The sequence below is a fragment of the Mesorhizobium sp. M0626 genome (genome assembly GCF_040320665.1).
Classification (GTDB): Bacteria; Pseudomonadota; Alphaproteobacteria; order Rhizobiales; family Rhizobiaceae; genus Mesorhizobium.
On the sequence record NZ_JAMYQD010000001.1, the window covers coordinates 36,097 to 52,776 of the forward strand.

Consider the following 16,680-nt stretch of genomic DNA (forward strand, 5'->3'; position numbering starts at 1 on the left):
TCCGGCCTAAACATCAGCGGCCGGAGATGTTCCATGCGCCCGGAAATATTCCAGTGCAGGTGTTTTAAATCGCCGAAGCTACGCGCTCAATGCGCGGTTGGTTTCGTGTCCAGGGCGGACGAATTAGCGCAAGGCGGTATTCATCCTCCCACATCGGCGGCGGACTTAAGCGGAATGCTGGTTGTGTCCCCCAGGATGCAATGAAACGCCGATGCTTTGCATGCGCCCCGGAACAAATGCTCGCTTGCACAGTTCGAGCCATGCAGCGGTCGACCCCCGCGCTGCAAGATCGGTAGCCCGATCGCCCGCGCCGGCCCCTCCCACGGCGCGGGCTTTCGTTTGAATTCACGCTGTCGGGGTTGGAGTCGCTCCACCGTTGTCGCGAGCCGGCTGATATACGCGCTGTCCGGGGGCTCGCGCGGTGTCGGCCACATCGGCAGTCGAGCAGTCCGGCAGGTCAGCCCATGCACGGGAACAACGCGGCACTGTGATGGTTTGGTGGCCTCGGAAGGTGGCAGAGAACGATGGGCAAAAAGCCCAAACAGCACGCAAAATCTACGGCGGATCGCGAAAAGGCGATCGAGGCGCTCTACTTCGCGCGCAAGTGCGGCCTTACGAAGGAAGAGGCACTCAAGATGCTCAGGGAAGCCCCGATCGGGATCGATGATGAAGCCGAAGAGCGCTCCGGCAGTTAGAGGCGATCGCCGGTCGCGCGTCGCAGCCGGCTGCGGCGCATGATCTTCTTCACTTCCGATACGCATTTCAACGATCCGCGCATTCTGCGCCTCGACCGGCGTCCCTTCGCCTCGTTGGTCGAGCATGACCAGGCGCTGGTTGCATTTTGGAACGAAACCGTTGGCCCGAACGACGAGGTCTGGCACCTCGGCGATTTCGCCAAGGGCCCAGCCGAGACCGTGTCTTCACTGCTGTCGTCTCTTAACGGGTCCAAGCACCTGATAATTGGCAACAATGACAGCGCTGCCACCATTGGCGACCCGGCCTGGGCGAGCGTGCACCACTACATGGAGCTTCCTGTCGAGGGCAGCTTGCTGGTTCTCTGCCACTATCCTTTTCGCACCTGGAACCACATCGGCAAGAGATCGGTAAACCTGCACGGTCATTCGCACGGCCGTCTGAAGCCGATGACGCGCCAGCATGATGTCGGCGTCGACGCATGGGGGTTTCGTCCGGTCACCTTTGCTGCCATTCAGGCCAGTCGCCGGCGGGGTTAGCCCGACAGAACGCCGGGCGAGCGAAGGTCTTCAGCTTTGCGGGATTGGAGCCGACGAGAGGCCGTCTGTAATCCTGCCGGACCCGCAACAATGCGACAATCCAAGTTGGGCTGCTTCAGATAGGAGAACAGCTTCACATATTTAGCGCCTTTCGCGCGTGGATCGGCACCGCTCGAGGGGCCGGTACGCGGACCGCACCACACCATTAACTTGAGTGCGGCGAACTCTTAAGGAATCCCCACCGGCCGTCGCAGCGCGAGATCGAACGCATCGCCTGAGCTCAGCACGTGAACCCTCAGATCATGAATCGAAAGGGCGGCATCAGGCTCACCTTCCGCGATGTTGGAATGGGTCACGCCGGCTGCATCGACCAGATAGACAGCGCCGCTGCCGATGACCTTGAACATCTCGCCCTTCACCACGATCGCCGTGTCTTCATCGATGCCGATGCCGAGGACGCGCGGGTTCTGCGACACCGCCCCGATGAGCCGCCCAATGCGGCCCCGTTCCGCAAAGTGCTGGTCGATGATGACATTCGGCAGCAGGCCCAGTCCCGGCGCCATCCGAATGTGGCCGATCCGAAAGGACGCTGCGTTCGGCCCCTTCACCATCATCGTGTCGCTCATGACCGACGCGCCCGCTGAGGTGCCGGCAATGACGCCTCCGGCTTCATAGATTTCGTGCACCCGCTCGTCGATGGGCGTGTCGCCGATCTGGCTGGTGATCCGGAGCTGGTCGCCGCCGGAGAAGAACACCGCACTCACGTCTGCGAGCGCACTTATTTTCTTTTCATGAGCTGCCTCGAGGCGGTCGTTGACGTAGAGCTCGATGACATCCTTGATGCCCAGTTCACCGAAGGACCTCTGATACTTCTCGAGATAGCCATCCGGCTCATGAGACGCGATGGTGGCAAGCACCAGGCGGCCGTTCGGAACCAGGCTCGCCACCTCCTTCAAGATGACACGATCGCCATCATGGTCCTCGTGGCCGCCGATGATGACGAGCGTTCCGGCTTTACCGTTCGAGGATCGTTTTTTCTTCTTGTCGGTCATTTGTCCACGTCTTTCTTGCGCAGGAAAACGTGTGGGTGGTTGTCCTCGCTGGTCATGAATGCGACTGCGAACTCCCTGCTGTTATGCGCCCATCCAGACACGCCGGTCGCGGTAAGCACGATGGCTCCGGCTTCGCCGCCGATCGCCTCGACTTCCTTGAGCGCGGGATTCAGCACCTGCTCCAGGCCGCCTTCAGCCTGCCCCGAGGACAATGCCTGCCGCGCCGAGAGTGCCTGCATGACACGGGCCGCGAGAGCCTTTCGCGCAATATGCTCACCGTCTCCCGAGAAGGCGACGGCTCCCAATTGGTTGTCGGCATAGTAGCCGCAACCGGGTTGCGGAGAATCCCCCACACGACCCGGAGCACTGCCGTCCAGTCCGCCGGTCGAAGTGCCCACGGCGATGTCCCCGTACTGATCCAGGGCAACCACACCGATCGTATCCTTCGCCTCCGACTTGCTGGAGGCGTCGCGCTGCTGCGGCGTGATCAAATCCGCCGGATCGCAAAGCTCCAGCTGCTTGTCGGCGGCGAAACGCCGGGCCCCCTCCGACGCCAGCAGGATCGGCTCCTCATGCAGCATGGCCTTCGCGACACTGATTGGATGGCGCACGCCCTTGATCACTGCGACGGCACCTACATTGAAGTCCCTGCCCTCCATCAGGCCAGCGCACATCTCGACCTCGCCGTCCGAATTGAGGGCACTTCCATATCCCGCATTGAATGTCGGGTCGGCCTCGAGGACGCGACCGGCAGCTTCCACGGCATCGACCGCCGTTCCGCCGCCGGCCAGGACGGCCCGACCTGCCTCGAGCGCCTCGATGCATCCGTTGCGATGCGCCTCCTCCTCTTGCGGATCGATCTCCTTGGCGCCGCCGTGCAGGATCAGCGACCACATCAGCCAGCCCTCAGATGGCGAATATGGGTCTGATCGGGCCCTCCCCTCGAAGGCGTCGCGCCTCCGAAGCCGGTTACTTGCCGCCACACGGCTTCAACGTCGTCGACGGTCAGCACGACAAGGTCGTTTTCCCGTGCAAGCCGGAGACACACGTCGACGGCCTCCTTCTCGGGACAGACGGCGTGAATGCGGCCTGGGGCGCAGCCGGCGTTCAAGGCACCTTCCCGCAGCAAGCCGGCGATCGCTCCGGGGGCTCGGCCGCGCAGCTCCTGCTCATCCTCCTTGAAGACGATGACGTCGAATATCCGCGAAGCGATCGCGCCCATCTCGCGGATGTCGCAATCGCGGCGGTCGCCCGGTATGGCGACCAGGCCGATCGTGCGCTGATAGCCGCGCCTCATGTGGGAAACGAGCTTTCCGAGCGCCCTCAGCCCCTCCGGATTGTGCGCATAGTCGACGATCGTGCGGAAACCATGCCCGTCGAAGACGTTGAGGCGACCGGGAGATTGCTCGAACGAGGTGCCAAACTCCGCCAGCGCCGCCCGGATCGTTGCCGCCGGAACGTCGTGGCAATGCGCCATAGCGACGGCTGCCAGGCTGTTGGCAACGTTGAATTCGGCCGAACCCTCGAAGGTCGCGGGAATTTCGTCGACGCTCATCAGGAACATCGATTCCCCATCCTCGTGGATGAAAATGTCCCAGCCGTCGCTGCTGGGCTCCCGCGTCACGGCGCGGCCGCCTTCCGCCAGGTGGCTGCGCAAGAAACCGGGCCACTCGCTCCTGCTCGCCAGCGAGAAGTAGCAGATCCTGCCGCCGGCATCTCGCGACATTGCGGACGTGTGGACGTCGTCGGCATTAAGAATGCTCCATCCGCCGCGGCGGACGGACTCGACCACGACCGATTTCACCTCCGCCAGGTCCTCGATCGTGTCGATGCCCCTCAGCCCGAGATGGTCGCCGTGGACGTTCAGAACCGCGCCAACATCGCATGCATCGAAGGCAAGCCCTTCGCGCAGGATGCCGCCGCGCGCACATTCCAGCACCGCGACATCGACACCCGGCTCGCGCAGCACGATCCTGGCGCTCTGCGGACCGGAGCAGTCCCCTGTCATGATCCGCTCGCCGTTCAAGTAGACGCCGGTGGTGGAGGTGAGCCCGACGGTTGCCCCATTCGCCTGCAGGATGTGCGCCAGCATCCGGGCAGTGGTCGACTTGCCGTTGGTTCCCGTGATCGCGAAGATCGGAATCCGGCCGTCCTTGCGGCCTTTGAAGAGAAGATCGAGCACGGGCCGTGCGACGTTGCGGGCGCGCCCCGACGAGGGTTCGAGATGCATGCGAAAGCCAGGACCGGCATTCACCTCTATGATGCCGCCGCCGGTTTCGCTCACCGGCCGTGAGATGTCGGGACAGACGAAGTCGATCCCGGCAATGTCGAGGCCGACGATCTGTGCCGCCCGCCTGGCGATCAGCGCGTTTTCGGGATGGATTTCTTCCGTTCGGTCGATCGCGGTCCCACCGGTGGAGAGATTGGCGGTGGGCCGCAAGAGCACCATTTGACCCGGCGCTGGAACGCTCGCCAGGGTGAGCTGCGATTTTGACAGGAAATGCTCGACGCATTCGTCGATCTCGATGCGGGTCAATACCGAGGAATGGCCCTCTCCCCTTCGTGGGTCGCGGTTCGTCTCCTCGACGAGCTCGGCGACAGAACTCCGGCCATCGCCGACCACATGGGCCGGAACCCTCTCGGCGAGCGCCACCACCTTTCCGCCGATCACCAGGATCCTGTGGTCCGAGCCGACGAAATGCTGCTCGACTATAACGCTACGGCTGTGTTCTCGCGCCTGTTCGAAGCCCCAGCGGACCTCGTCTTCTGTTGCCAGACCGATGTTGACGCCGCTTCCATGATTGCCATCGAGTGGTTTGGTGACCACGGGGTAGCCCAGCCGTGCTGCCGCCGCGACTGCGTCCTGCGCCGATCGCACCAGCTCCCCGCGTGGCACCGGCAGGCCGGCCTGTTGCAGCAGGAATTTGGTCAGGTCCTTGTCCGAGGCGATCTCGGTCGCAATCTCGGAAGTGAGGTCGCTGCAACTGGCGCGGATGCGCTTCTGATGCTTTCCGTGACCAAACAGCACGAGGCTGCTGTCGTCGATCCGCGCCGCCGGAATGCCTCGCCTCTCGGCCTCGCGCACCAAGGAAGCAGTCGTAGGCCCCAAGGCACGCTCGGCGGCCAGAAGCTTGAGCTGCTGCAGCCTGGCTGCGAACTCGAATGGCCCCTGCGTTTCCGCAATGTCGCCGAGCCCCTCGACACCATGGAGATTGGCCGGCAGCAGGCTGTCCACCAGTTCGAGCGCGACGCGCCCGGCGAGCAGCCCGACAAGCTCGTCCTTGTAGGCGAACATGACGTTATAAGTGCCCGGACTGCCTTTGACCGACCGTGTCTTTCCTCGTGTCACCCGGTGACCGAGCATGCTCTGCAGTTCCAGGGCGACATGCTCGACGACGTGGCCGAGCCAGGTTCCTTCCTGCATGCGGCGGACGAAGCCGCCGGCGGCGCCATAGCTGCAGCCATGGCCCGCAAGGCCGGGCAACAGTCGGACGATTTGTTCGGAAAACCCAGGCAGTTTGTCTGTCGGGAACGCCTCAAGTGCTCCGAGGTCGATCCGAATCTGGACCATTGGCGTCATGCTATAGAGGTGCGGCCCGCGAAACACACGGGCGTCCACGACGCGGATAGGGCGAAAACGCGAGGCGCCCCGATGAATTTCTTTGTCCGACATAGTCCGTTTCTCCTGACTAACTCCGCAACATCCGGAGGATCGGTTAGTTCCCGGCCTTTCAGCCCAAATATTTTTGCAGGAGAGAGAAACAAAAGTGGCCTTTAACACATGTTGGCCCAAGAACACCCTCTGGTCATCTCGGCCACGTGCGGTCGCTGTTCTGAGGGCTACTTATCTCTCGGGACGAGGCGGGCCAAGCATTCGCTCCTCTTCACAATCATTCGCCGGGCACACCGCGGCCGTTGAGCTAGTGCCCGGCTTTGCTCATGGCGACCCATTGTGCGGGTGCAGCACTGAGGCATTAATCTTCAGCACGCCTTCGGCACCCGGGAACATTTCCAGACGCGTCAGGTTTGGAACCATCCTTGCACCGGAACTACAGCCATGCAGAGTCGAAAATCGGTGAAGGCCGCGCTTGTCAAGGAGATCGACGCGGTCCGCCTTCGTATCTCGCTGCTTGAAAGCGAGCTATGCAGAGATGGCAGACCCAGGCAAATTGGATGGCGTTCAGGATACGAACTGAACGCCCACAAAGCCCGCCTTGCTCGACTGGAGACCGTGCTTGCCCAATATCCGTCGGCACCGACGGCCCGGGCATCGAAACAGCAACAGCTTGAGTTGCGCGCAAGGCAACCAAGTAGTTTTGGGGAAACGCCATGGCTGACAGACCCTCAATCAGAACTCCGCTAGCTCGAGTGCGGGGCCTTGGATCGGCGAAACACGGAACCGAAACGTTCATGCTGGAGCGGCTGACATCTGCTGCCCTGTTGATCCTTGTCATTTACATCGTCGCGATCGTTATAATGCTGGTCGGTGAGCCTCGAGACGCCGTCCTCAGCGTCGTAGGATCGATCTATGTCGCGCCAGCCCTTATTGGCTTCATTCTCGTAAGCTGCGTTCACATGCGGCTTGGAATGCAATCGATCATCGAAGATTACTGCCATGCCACCGTGCTCAAATCGCTTCTTCTGATCGCCAATTGGTTGTTCTGCTGGGCAGTCGCGCTCGCAAGCTTGTTCGCTGTGCTGTTAATCAGCTTCAGATAGCGATCCGGTTCTCAGCTGCAGCCAGCGTCTGCCACCGGCAGGCTGAAGTTCGCCTCAGCGGCGAACCGGGCTTGCTTGCGCAAAGGAGTTCGACAACCCGGCCTCATCTGATTTGCGGCAGCCTGTCCCATTGATGGAAAGGGGGTGGAGAGGTCAGCTCCCACTCCAATGTGGTAGCTCCTGGCCCCCATGGGTTCATGCCGGCGGCTCTTTGCCGGTAGAAAGCTTCCAAGATGCCGAAGAGGAAAATCACGACACTCGCGGCCGACAGGTACGATCCATACGAGGACACCATGTTCCAGCCGGCGAATGCGTCGGGATAGTCGACATAGCGACGCGGCATGCCCGCCAATCCAAGGAAGTGATGGGGGAAGAAGACGAGGTTCACGCCGACGAAGGTCGTCCAGAAATGGACCCCAGCCAGAAGCGGATTGTAGAGATATCCCGTCATTTTCGGAAACCAGTAATACCAGCCCGCGAAGATGCCGAAGATCGCTCCCAGTGAAAGTATGTAGTGGAAATGCGCGACGACGAAGTATGTGTCGTGCAATTCACGGTCGAGGCCGGCATTTGCGAGTTGAACGCCCGTCACCCCGCCCACGGTGAACAGGAATATGAAGCCGAGGGCCCAGAGCATCGGCGTCCGCAGGCTGACCGAACCGCCCCACATGGTTGCAATCCAGGAGAACACTTTTATCCCGGTCGGCACTGCGATCACCATCGTGGCGAAGGTGAAGTAGCGCTGCGTGTCGAGGCCTATCCCGCTGGTGTACATATGGTGGGCCCAGACGACGAAGCCGATCACCCCGATCGCCACGATTGCGTAGACCATCCCGAGATACCCGAAGATCGGCTTTCGCGAGAAGGTCGAGATCACCTGGCTGACGATGCCGAACGCCGGCAGGATCATGATGTAGACTTCCGGGTGGCCGAAGAACCAGAAGAGATGCTGGTACAGCAGCGGGTCGCCTCCGCCGTCCGGCGCGAAGAACGTGGTTCCGAAATTGCGGTCGGTCAGGAGCATGGTGATGGCGCCGGCCAGCACCGGCAGAGCCAGCAGCAGCAGGAAGGCGGTGATGAGGATCGACCACACAAACAGGGGCATCTTGTGCAGGGTCATCCCCGGCGCGCGCATGTTGAAGATGGTGGTGATGAAATTGATGGCTCCCAGGATCGAAGAGGCGCCCGCAATGTGCAGAGACAGGATGACCAGATCCACGGCGGGACCGGGATGGCCGGAGGTCGACAGCGGCGGGTACAGGAACCAGCCGGTCCCAGGGCCATAGCCGCCGGGGACGCTGGGCATGAAGATCGACAATAAAAGCAGCATCAATGCCGGCGGCAGCAGCCAGAACGAGATGTTGTTCATGCGCGGGAAGGCCATGTCGGGGGCGCCGATCATGATCGGAACCATCCAGTTGGCGAAGCCGCCGATCAGGGCGGGCATCACAGTGTAGAAGATCATGATCAGCGCGTGGGCCGTGGTGAAGACGTTGTAAAGCTGCTTGCCGGCGTCGATCGCCGCGTCGCCCTGGTAACCGTAGATCATCGACGCCAGTCCGGGGAAAAACTGGATCCCGGGTTGCTGCAGCTCGATTCGCATGCTCACCGACAAGAGCATGCCGATCACCCCCGCGATGAAAGCGAAGACCAGATAGAGTGAGCCGATGTCCTTGTGGTTGGTCGAAAACAGCCATCGGGTGATGCCGGTCGGCTGGTGGCTGTCGAGACCGTCCGGATCTGCCGCCGTATATTCGTTCATGACCTTCTCCGCTTGAGCCGTCCGTCGCCAGCATCGAACCGTGCTGGAACTTGATTGTTCCCTCCACCGAACCGGCGGTAGGAACATTCCACGGAAGTCGCTGTTAGGTTCCGCGCGGCCGACCCTGCGCGGCTGAGGATCGACGTCCATGCTGGCGATAATTGCTGCGACCCTGGTTCTGACGACGGTGGTTGGTGGGCTGATATCCGCCTTCTGGCTCGAGGCGCGTCATGGTCTCCATGACCCCACGCCGCCGGACATGTCGGTGCCCAGGCAACTGAACGCCCCGGCCTGGAGCCGGTGGTCCTGACATGGACGCGATCACCGCGACACTCGACCCGAGGACGCGAGCCGGCTGGCTGCTGCTCGGCTTCGCGCTCGGCGGTTTCTTCGACGGCATCGTCCTGCATCAGATCCTGCAATGGCATCATCTTCTCTCGGGCGTCGCCGATCCGGCGGGTTCCGACCTGCGCTTCCAGATCATGGCCGACGGCCTCTTCCATCTTTTCATGTATGTGCTCGCCGTCGCCGGCACGGTGCTGCTGGTGGCCGCGAGGGCGGCCGGCGCGCGGCCCGGGACCACCACGGAGATCCTGCGGCTCGCCTTCGCCGGGTTCGGCGTCTGGCATGTCGTTGATGCCGTCGTGTTTCACTGGCTGCTGGGTCTGCACCGGATCAAGATGAACAGCGACTTGCCGCTCGCCTGGGATATTGCGTGGCTGGTCATCTTCGGCATCGTGCCGCTTGTGTTGGTGCTGGTGCTGCCCAACCGCGGCGGACCGGCACGCGGTGCTTCGGCAGCGCTTACCAGCATCGTCCTGCTCGCGGGATTGGCAGCCGGCGCCGGCCCGTTCTTCAACGGCGCCGCCAATTCCATCATCGTCTTTCGTGTCGGGATGGAACCGGCGGCGATGATGCGGGCCGTTGAAGTCGCCGACGCCCATCTCAAATGGGTCGACGCCAGCGGCACCATCTGGGCGGTCGACCGCGTCTCATGGCGCGGGTTGGTAGCCCTTCACGCGCGCGGCGCCTTGGTGGTCAGCACGACGCCTGTCATTGCCGGATGCCTTGCCTGGACCGATGCCGCCGGAGTGAGCAGTAGCTCCAGCCAGCAGCGTGGCACTCCTGCCAGGCTATGACTTCCGGACAGGGATAGGGGAGTATCAAGCATGCAATTCGCCACCGAGAGCAGCCACGGCCGGAGCCTGACACCGCGCATCGTCGTGGTCGGCGGAGGCTTTGCCGGTCTGGAGGTTGCCAAGGCGCTCGGCAAGGCGGAAATCGGGGTGACGATCATCGACCGCCACAATCACCACCTGTTCCAGCCCTTGCTCTATCAGGTTGCAACCGCCGCCTTGTCGGCGCCTGACATCGCCGAGCCAATCCGCAAGATCCTGGGCCGCTATCCCTCGGTTCAGGTCCTCTTCGGCGATGTCACCGAGATCGTCACCGAGGCCAGGATACTGGTGCTGGCCGATGGGACCACGGTCCCCTACGACATCCTGGTCTTGGCCACCGGTTCGCAGCCATTCTATTTCGGCCAGGAGAGCTGGGCTCGGGTTTGTCCCGGCTTGAAGACCATCGAGGACGCGCGCACGATCCGGTCACGGCTGCTGCTATCGTTCGAGCACGCGGAACGGACCACCAATCCAGTCGAGCAATCCCGGCTGATGACGATCGCCATTATCGGCGGCGGCCCGACGGGTGTCGAACTGGCGGGCTCGATCGCCGAACTCAGCCGGCACACACTGGCGCGCGACTTCCGCAACATCCGGCCCGAGAAGACAAGGATCATACTGGTAGAAGCCGGCGAGCGTCTGCTTGCCGGATTCGCCCCGGAGCTTTCCAGATATGCACGTATGCGCCTTGAAAGCCTGGGCGTCGAGGTCGCGCTCGGCAACCGGGTCGAGGCGATCGAAGCGCATCAGATCACCGTCGGCGGCCAGGTGATCCCGGTGGCCTTGACGCTCTGGGCCGCTGGGGTGGCGGCTTCTCCGCTGGTCGCCCAGCTCGGTGTCGGGCTCGACCGCGGCGGTCGGGTGAAGGTCGAATCCGACCTGCAGGTCGTCGGCCACCCCGATGTCTTCGCGCTTGGCGACGTCGCACTGGTCCTCGATGGGAACGGCCAGCCATTGCCAGGTCTTGCCCAGGTCGCCAAGCAGCAGGGCGAGCACCTCGGCATGGCACTGGCACGCCGGATAGATACTGGCGACACGCTGCCGGCTTTTGCCTTCAGCAATCGAGGCAACACGGCCATTGTCGGCCGCCACGCTGCCGTGTTCGAATCGGGCAGGCTGAAACTGAAAGGCTGGATCGCCTGGTCTGCCTGGGCGCTCATCCATGTCTACCTGCTCGTCGGTTTTCAGCACCGCGTTCAGGTCTCGATCCAGTGGCTCTGGCGCTACCTGACCTATGAGCGTGGCGCCCGGCTTATCGCCGAGGAACGAGTCGAACCGGGTTCAACATCGTCGCCGGGAGCGGTCCCGAGAGAGCCGCTGCCACCCAAGGCAGACCCTGCCCCGGCATTGCCCGCCCGCACTGACTAGATTGCCGGGTGCTCAGTTCGGAGACAGTGGCGATGCGGGCGTCAGCTCTGGATTCCGCCACGGCCCGTCGTCCCACGGCAGCCCGAACCTCGATAGTTGAGGCGGGTGGTTCCCAGCTTGTATCCGGTGCCGGCCTGATGGATCCGGATGGCACCAACGACGTTGCGTCCCTATATGAACAAATGAACACAGGCTCCTCGAAACGGGATCTGTTGAACCCCTCCTCTTCAGAGACAGCTCGTCATGACGTCACCTGCGACTGCTGAACAACCCCCGGTCATTCAGACGGGGCTTCCCGCCCTGAGCAACAGCTATGCGCAATTGCCGGAGCGCTTCTTCGCGCAAACAGATCCGAAGCCGGTGTCCGAACCGCGGCTGATCCGGTTCAACCGGCACCTCGCGGAGGAACTCGGGCTCGATGCCGACCAGCTTACCAGCCCGGATGGAGTGGCGATGCTTGCCGGCAACAGATTTCCGGAAGGCTTTCAAGCAATCGCCCTGGCCTATGCGGGCCACCAGTTCGGAAACTTCGTGCCTCAGCTTGGCGACGGGCGCGCCCTGCTGCTTGGCGAAGTGGTGGACGTCAACGGCGTTCGCCGTGACATCCAGCTGAAAGGATCGGGACCAACGCGGTTCTCGCGCAACGGCGACGGCCGCGCCGCACTCGGCCCTGTCCTGCGCGAATATGTCGTCAGCGAAGCGATGGGGGCGCTCGGCATTCCGACGACGCGAAGCCTTGCGGCGGTGCTCACCGGCGACCCGGTCTATCGCGAGGTCCGGCTGCCCGGCGCCGTCCTGACACGGGTGGCGGCAAGCCATATCAGGATCGGCACGTTCCAATATTTCGCCGCGCGCCACGACACCGAGGCGCTCAAGATACTGGCCGACTATGCCATTCAGCGTCACTTCCCACAGCTGGCGGGGGAAGCACGGCCGTACCGGGCTTTGCTGGAGGCCGTTGTCGCCGCACAGGCGGACCTGGTGGCGCGCTGGATGCTGGTCGGCTTCATCCATGGCGTCATGAACACCGACAACATGTCGATCTCGGGCGAGACGATCGACTATGGCCCATGCGCCTTCATGGACGCTTACGACCCCAGCGCGGTGTTCAGTTCGATAGACCGCGCCGGTCGCTATGCCTATGCCAACCAGCCTCGTGTCGCCACATGGAACCTTGCGCGCTTTGCCGAGACCTTGCTGCCGCTCATGAGCACGGACGAGAATGAAGCAGTGTCTGAAGCGGAAGAGGTGCTGAGGTCGTTCCAGGCCTCCTATGAGGCTGTGTTGCAGCGCGGCTTCCGCAGAAAACTCGGACTGCTGACCGAAGCGGAAGGCGACTTGCAGCTCGCTGCCGACTTTCTGGATGTGCTGGCTCGCGGCGAAGCGGATTTTACGCTCGGCTTCCGGCGCCTGGGCGATGACCTCGACGCTGCGGACGGCCAAGGCACGGCGCGGCAGTTGTTTAAGGATCCAGGCTCATTCGATGCCTGGTCGGCGCGGTGGCGCCAGCGCATTGCAAGCGAAGCAGCCGACACGGCCACGCGCCGGGCAGCCATGCAATCCGTCAATCCCAAATTCATCCCCCGCAATCATCGCATCGAGGCGATGATCCAGGCGGCGTTGGGCGGCGACTTCACACCGTTCGAGGAGATCTTGACGGTCGTCAGCCGTCCCTTCGATGAGCAGCCGGGAATGGAACGCTATGCTGAGCCGCCACGCCCGGATGAGCGCGTCCTGCAGACATTCTGCGGTACCTGAGACATTCGTGATGGTCGCTTAACATGTGCAAATGCGGAAGACCCATTTGCAAGCTATCGTCACGGGTACTCTCGTAAGGGCTGAGCTATGACGATCATAGAATTGGCATTCGAATTGCTGGCACGGAAGCTCGTAGACCGTACCGGAATATCAGACGAAGATGCTCGAGACCTTGTCGCAGCCATGGGAGCTGACTGGTCATCGCTCGTGCGAGCAGCGAGGGCGATCAAAGAGACTTAGGTCTTTTGACGTCGTTTTAGCTGCCATCAGCTGCAGGGAGAGCGGACCTGAGGCTGCTGCCGCGATCCAGGCGCGACACCATCACCGATCATGTCAGCAACGTGGTCAAGCACTGTATTTCGGTCGCTCGAAATCGACCGGATACAACACGCTGCTCTCCTGAAAGCCACTGAAGCCCGCTACGCAAGTCGCCGGAAGCTCGCAATAAACTGCGATAGCAGCCCAGTCTTGAGGTTTATATTGCAGGCCCGCATCACTGGCGGGGCGACGCGGGCCTGCCCAGAGATTGCCTGTCCTCGACAAGCAACGCAGGCCCTGCCGTTCGTTGAAATCCGAGTTGGGAGTCAGATTCCGTCGGCACCGAAATCACAGGTGCTGACTAAGCAGACGGAACTTCCCCCCACGATCACGGTTTGGAGTCACGAGACCAACCAAGGAGATGCAGATGTCGAGCAAAATGCCGCCCGTGCCGCCTGAGAACCAGAGCCAGAAGGGTCGAGGAGAAGGGCGACAGATTAGCCACGATGATGCCCAGCACGGCACTCACGGAGCGCCGGATCCGGAGCGCCAAGGGCAGCAAGCCAACACCAAGGTCAACACCACTCATCAGGGCCGTCAGCAGGATCGGTGATCATGTCCACATCGAAGAAACACCCGAACACGATCCGGCAGGGCGGGCCAGGCGCATCGCACGAGAACGCCAGAAAACCCTTACAGATCAACAAGCCCCCGGCGGATGAAGACCGTCGATCCAAAAGCCGAGTTTCAGGGGGTGGCGGTGAAAAGGACAGTCATCATTCGCACAATCCAGCCAAGAAGGGTAGCAACAGTTGAACCCACGGCTTTGTGAATGATTGTGCTAAAGCGCGCCGCGTGTGCATGTCATTGTCTCACAACCGAGCCTTTTTTTGAGTGACATGCATTAGCCGGACCAGGGTGAGGATCAGCGAGTCGAGACGCCCGGAAAAACCGGAGGCCGTGGGCCCGCACCACTGGCGGAGCGATGCGGGCCCGGCCAAGGGTTACGGCCCTCGACCAGCAGCGAGGGGCTCGCTGCCGCATGCAGAACAAGCCCCGTAATTTCAGGTTCCGCTTATATACAAAAAAGCCGGCCACCTTTCGGCAGCCGGCCAGTTCCAACAGAACAAGGGAACGTGCACTGATGGGGCAGTGCAACGCCCGAAGTGTTTCGAGGCGACGATGTTCCACCGGAAATCCACAGATTCGCCGTTTCGATCTACATTGGCCGGATTGAAAGATCTTTGACGATCTCTCCCAAGTTCTCGCGGAGCCCGGTCCGACGTGTGGCGCCCTGTCTGCGCCTTGGCTCTCTATGCGGCCAGCAAGCTCATCCTTGAAGAATGCCCGCCGCGGCTGCCGCGCGCGTCAAACACCGGCGTGCAATTGGTCGAGCGCGCGGCAGACCGGGGACGCGTCAAGTCGAGCGTCGGTCGACGTAGGTGTAGACGCCGGCCCCAATGGCGACCGCGCCGACCGTGATCACGATCGATGGCGCGCCCATCAAACTGGCAAAGACCGCCCAGATGAGGGCGATGACGATAGCGCCGAGTGTTCCCAGGATCAGTCTCGGCATTGTCTACCCCTCCACGTTCGGGCCGCCCGTGGATGGTCGTCACCCACCGGTCATGCGAAACGCCGCATGAAAGCACAGTGTGGCCCATGAGGTGAAGGGCCGCGCCGGAATACTCCGGTGCGGAAAAGATGATGCCCGCGCCGCCAAAGCCCGGGTGTTCAATAGCCAAATGGCTGGACCGGCGCCTAGCGCCTCAGCGCGTGGACTTCCGCCATGCTTTCGCCGCCCATCGGCAGGGCCATGTCATCATCGAGCAGCCGGGTGATGCGGGCAAAGCCCGTAAACGCCTTCCTGGCTGCTTCGGCCGACATTCTGCCCGACAGGGCCGCGGAGCAGCAATTCACGGCGCACTGATACACAGGCCCACGCCGTCCCAATGGCCATTTCTGCAAAAAGACCATCGCTTCGGCAACGCTATCGACTTCCTCGACGGGGTGTCCCTGCCCGCGCGCAATGCGCACGGGCGTAAAGAAATGCAAGCGGTCCATTTTGTTCTCTCCCTGGTCGGCCGCAGCGCGAACCAACCCTACTAAATTCGCGGATGGCGCGTTTGTTCCGCTTATTGCAAAAAAATCTGCGCTGGTGGGCTTGGGTTGCCGACGCCCGCTTTTGTCCGGAACGTTAGGCCGGCTGATGCATTTCGCTCTCGTGATTGCCTTGAGGGACACGTTCAAACCATGCGCATAGCCCATGTCGCCCCTTTGCACGAATCGGTGCCACCCCTTCTCTATGGCGGCACCGAGCGCATCGTTTCCTATCTGACCGAAGGGCTGGTCGAACTCGGCCATGAGGTGACGCTGTTCGCCAGCGGCGACAGCCGGACGTCGGCCAGACTGATACCAGGTCGCGAACGCGCGCTACGCCTCGATCCGCGTCCACTGAAATCGGACACGGCGGCGCATCTTGCGATGCTTGCCGATGTGAGGAACCGAGCCCACGACTTTGATATCATTCATTTTCATCTCAGCCATTTCCTGCATTTCTCGTTCTTCGAGACCATGCCGGACAAGACGGTGACAACGCCTCATGGCCGGCTCGATTATGTCGATCTGGCGCCAGCCTATGAGCGTTTTCCGCGCTTTCCGCTGATCTCGATCTCGCATAGCCAGAAGACCGGGCTTGCGAATGCCAATTGGCTGGCCACCATCCATCACGGGCTGCCGACGGGTCTCTATCAGCCGACCTTCGAGACGGCGGCAGGCGAACCATACCTCGCCTTTCTCGGCCGGCTTTCGCGCGACAAGCGGCCGGACCGGGCCATCGACATCGCCTTGCGCTCGGGCATGAAACTCAAGCTGGCGGCCAAGATCGGCGACGATGATCGCGCCTATTTCCATGAGACGATCGAGCCGTTGATCGATGGCGACCGCATCGACTATGTCGGCGAGATCGCCGAGAGTGACAAGACTGAATTCCTCGGCAATGCCGCTGGTCTGCTGTTTCCGATAGACTGGCCCGAGCCGTTCGGCCTTGCCGCGATCGAGGCGATGGCGTGCGGTACGCCAACCATCGGCTGGAACTGCGGTGCGTTGCCGGAAGTCATCGACCATGGCGTTACCGGATTTGTCGTCGATTCTCTCGATGCCGCTGTCGCCGCGGTGCCGGCCTTGCTGCAACTCGACCGGCGAAAGGTGCGCGCCGTCTTCGAAAGTCGGTTCTCCGCCAACAGGATGGCGCGCGACTATCTCACTGCCTATACGCGTCTCATCGGCGCCCCGGCTGAATCGAAAGCATCGTGAACGACGGCGGACGTTCCGAGCCGAAACAGAGATTTGTG

Annotated in this window: 15 protein-coding genes; 9 read left to right on the plus strand and 6 right to left on the minus strand. The window is 62.1% G+C overall.

Annotated features, from left to right (window positions below; genetic code table 11):
* The first annotated feature begins 524 nt into the window (after window positions 1–524).
* Together NKI37_RS00235 and NKI37_RS00240 are read left to right on the plus strand one after the other, a co-directional pair.
* Complete coding sequence (locus NKI37_RS00235) at window positions 525–695, plus strand: hypothetical protein (protein WP_023672674.1); 171 nt, start codon at window positions 525–527, stop codon at window positions 693–695.
* Window positions 696–734: 39 nt separating this feature from the next.
* The gene (locus NKI37_RS00240) at window positions 735–1,232 is read left to right on the plus strand and encodes a metallophosphoesterase (RefSeq protein WP_352597167.1); all 498 of its coding nucleotides are present in this window, start codon (window positions 735–737) and stop codon (window positions 1,230–1,232) included.
* A gap of 227 nt (window positions 1,233–1,459) precedes the next feature.
* On the opposite strand, the gene NKI37_RS00245 is transcribed toward NKI37_RS00240, so the two are convergent.
* From NKI37_RS00245 to cphA, 3 genes are read right to left on the minus strand one after another with little or no spacing between them, the layout of a single operon-like run.
* The gene (locus tag NKI37_RS00245; protein ID WP_352462495.1) at window positions 1,460–2,284 is read right to left on the minus strand and encodes a cyanophycinase; all 825 of its coding nucleotides are present in this window, start codon (window positions 2,282–2,284) and stop codon (window positions 1,460–1,462) included.
* Window positions 2,281–3,180, minus strand: coding sequence for an isoaspartyl peptidase/L-asparaginase family protein (locus NKI37_RS00250; protein WP_023738739.1), 900 nt, complete (start codon window positions 3,178–3,180; stop codon window positions 2,281–2,283). Before NKI37_RS00250 ends, NKI37_RS00245 begins: the two co-directional genes overlap by 4 nt.
* Complete coding sequence (cphA, locus tag NKI37_RS00255; RefSeq protein ID WP_352787826.1) at window positions 3,180–6,077, minus strand: cyanophycin synthetase; 2,898 nt, start codon at window positions 6,075–6,077, stop codon at window positions 3,180–3,182. Before cphA ends, NKI37_RS00250 begins: the two co-directional genes overlap by 1 nt.
* 536 nt (window positions 6,078–6,613) lie before the next feature.
* On the opposite strand from cphA, the gene sdhD reads away from it, so the two are divergent.
* On the plus strand, window positions 6,614–7,003 hold the full coding sequence (sdhD, locus tag NKI37_RS00260; protein ID WP_023688545.1) for a succinate dehydrogenase, hydrophobic membrane anchor protein: 390 nt from the start codon (window positions 6,614–6,616) through the stop codon (window positions 7,001–7,003).
* 103 nt (window positions 7,004–7,106) lie between these two features.
* Here the strand turns inward: sdhD and ctaD are convergent, their stop codons facing one another.
* Window positions 7,107–8,765 (minus strand): cytochrome c oxidase subunit I, encoded by a 1,659-nt coding sequence (gene ctaD, locus NKI37_RS00265; protein ID WP_023734368.1) that lies wholly within the window; start codon window positions 8,763–8,765, stop codon window positions 7,107–7,109.
* 311 nt (window positions 8,766–9,076) lie between these two features.
* Between ctaD and NKI37_RS00270 the strand changes: the two genes are divergently transcribed.
* The 5 genes from NKI37_RS00270 to NKI37_RS00290 all read left to right on the plus strand — a co-directional run bounded on the left by NKI37_RS00270 (window position 9,077) and on the right by NKI37_RS00290 (window position 14,143).
* Window positions 9,077–9,904 (plus strand): DUF2243 domain-containing protein, encoded by an 828-nt coding sequence (locus NKI37_RS00270; RefSeq protein WP_023734367.1) that lies wholly within the window; start codon window positions 9,077–9,079, stop codon window positions 9,902–9,904.
* 30 nt (window positions 9,905–9,934) lie between these two features.
* The gene (locus tag NKI37_RS00275) at window positions 9,935–11,311 is read left to right on the plus strand and encodes an NAD(P)/FAD-dependent oxidoreductase (protein ID WP_023734366.1); all 1,377 of its coding nucleotides are present in this window, start codon (window positions 9,935–9,937) and stop codon (window positions 11,309–11,311) included.
* 243 nt (window positions 11,312–11,554) lie between these two features.
* Entirely contained in the window at window positions 11,555–13,069 is a 1,515-nt protein-coding gene (locus tag NKI37_RS00280) for a protein adenylyltransferase SelO (RefSeq protein WP_352787822.1), read from the plus strand.
* A gap of 685 nt (window positions 13,070–13,754) precedes the next feature.
* Window positions 13,755–13,940, plus strand: coding sequence for a hypothetical protein (locus NKI37_RS00285; protein ID WP_023682450.1), 186 nt, complete (start codon window positions 13,755–13,757; stop codon window positions 13,938–13,940).
* A gap of 2 nt (window positions 13,941–13,942) precedes the next feature.
* Window positions 13,943–14,143, plus strand: coding sequence for a hypothetical protein (locus NKI37_RS00290; protein ID WP_081726098.1), 201 nt, complete (start codon window positions 13,943–13,945; stop codon window positions 14,141–14,143).
* A gap of 601 nt (window positions 14,144–14,744) precedes the next feature.
* On the opposite strand, the gene NKI37_RS00295 is transcribed toward NKI37_RS00290, so the two are convergent.
* Together NKI37_RS00295 and NKI37_RS31900 are read right to left on the minus strand one after the other, a co-directional pair.
* Window positions 14,745–14,903 carry a hypothetical protein gene (locus tag NKI37_RS00295; RefSeq protein ID WP_023672685.1) on the minus strand — a complete coding sequence of 53 codons (159 nt, stop codon included), beginning with the start codon at window positions 14,901–14,903 and terminating at the stop codon, window positions 14,745–14,747.
* Window positions 14,904–15,088: 185 nt separating this feature from the next.
* Window positions 15,089–15,595, minus strand: a complete 507-nt coding sequence (locus tag NKI37_RS31900) for a DUF982 domain-containing protein (protein WP_373432840.1) — start codon at window positions 15,593–15,595, stop codon at window positions 15,089–15,091.
* On the opposite strand from NKI37_RS31900, the gene NKI37_RS00305 reads away from it, so the two are divergent.
* The gene (locus NKI37_RS00305; RefSeq protein WP_352787819.1) at window positions 15,581–16,642 is read left to right on the plus strand and encodes a glycosyltransferase family 4 protein; all 1,062 of its coding nucleotides are present in this window, start codon (window positions 15,581–15,583) and stop codon (window positions 16,640–16,642) included. The two genes, NKI37_RS31900 and NKI37_RS00305, sit on opposite strands and share 15 nt — an antisense overlap.
* The last annotated feature ends 38 nt before the right edge of the window (window positions 16,643–16,680 follow it).

Excerpts from the sequence above, each read along its gene's own strand:
- NKI37_RS00305 (WP_352787819.1), top strand. The coding sequence starts at position 15,581 with ATGCGCATAGCCCATGTCGCCCCTTTGCACGAATCGGTGCCACCCCTT.
- NKI37_RS00295 (WP_023672685.1), bottom strand. The coding sequence starts at position 14,903 with ATGCCGAGACTGATCCTGGGAACACTCGGCGCTATCGTCATCGCCCTC.
- ctaD (WP_023734368.1), bottom strand. The coding sequence starts at position 8,765 with ATGAACGAATATACGGCGGCAGATCCGGACGGTCTCGACAGCCACCAG.
- sdhD (WP_023688545.1), top strand. The coding sequence starts at position 6,614 with ATGGCTGACAGACCCTCAATCAGAACTCCGCTAGCTCGAGTGCGGGGC.
- NKI37_RS31900 (WP_373432840.1), bottom strand. The coding sequence starts at position 15,595 with ATGGGCTATGCGCATGGTTTGAACGTGTCCCTCAAGGCAATCACGAGA.
- NKI37_RS00250 (WP_023738739.1), bottom strand. The coding sequence starts at position 3,180 with ATGTGGTCGCTGATCCTGCACGGCGGCGCCAAGGAGATCGATCCGCAA.
- NKI37_RS00290 (WP_081726098.1), top strand. The coding sequence starts at position 13,943 with ATGTCCACATCGAAGAAACACCCGAACACGATCCGGCAGGGCGGGCCA.
- NKI37_RS00285 (WP_023682450.1), top strand. The coding sequence starts at position 13,755 with ATGTCGAGCAAAATGCCGCCCGTGCCGCCTGAGAACCAGAGCCAGAAG.
- NKI37_RS00235 (WP_023672674.1), top strand. The coding sequence starts at position 525 with ATGGGCAAAAAGCCCAAACAGCACGCAAAATCTACGGCGGATCGCGAA.
- NKI37_RS00245 (WP_352462495.1), bottom strand. The coding sequence starts at position 2,284 with ATGACCGACAAGAAGAAAAAACGATCCTCGAACGGTAAAGCCGGAACG.
- NKI37_RS00280 (WP_352787822.1), top strand. The coding sequence starts at position 11,555 with ATGACGTCACCTGCGACTGCTGAACAACCCCCGGTCATTCAGACGGGG.
- NKI37_RS00270 (WP_023734367.1), top strand. The coding sequence starts at position 9,077 with ATGGACGCGATCACCGCGACACTCGACCCGAGGACGCGAGCCGGCTGG.
- NKI37_RS00275 (WP_023734366.1), top strand. The coding sequence starts at position 9,935 with ATGCAATTCGCCACCGAGAGCAGCCACGGCCGGAGCCTGACACCGCGC.
- NKI37_RS00240 (WP_352597167.1), top strand. The coding sequence starts at position 735 with ATGATCTTCTTCACTTCCGATACGCATTTCAACGATCCGCGCATTCTG.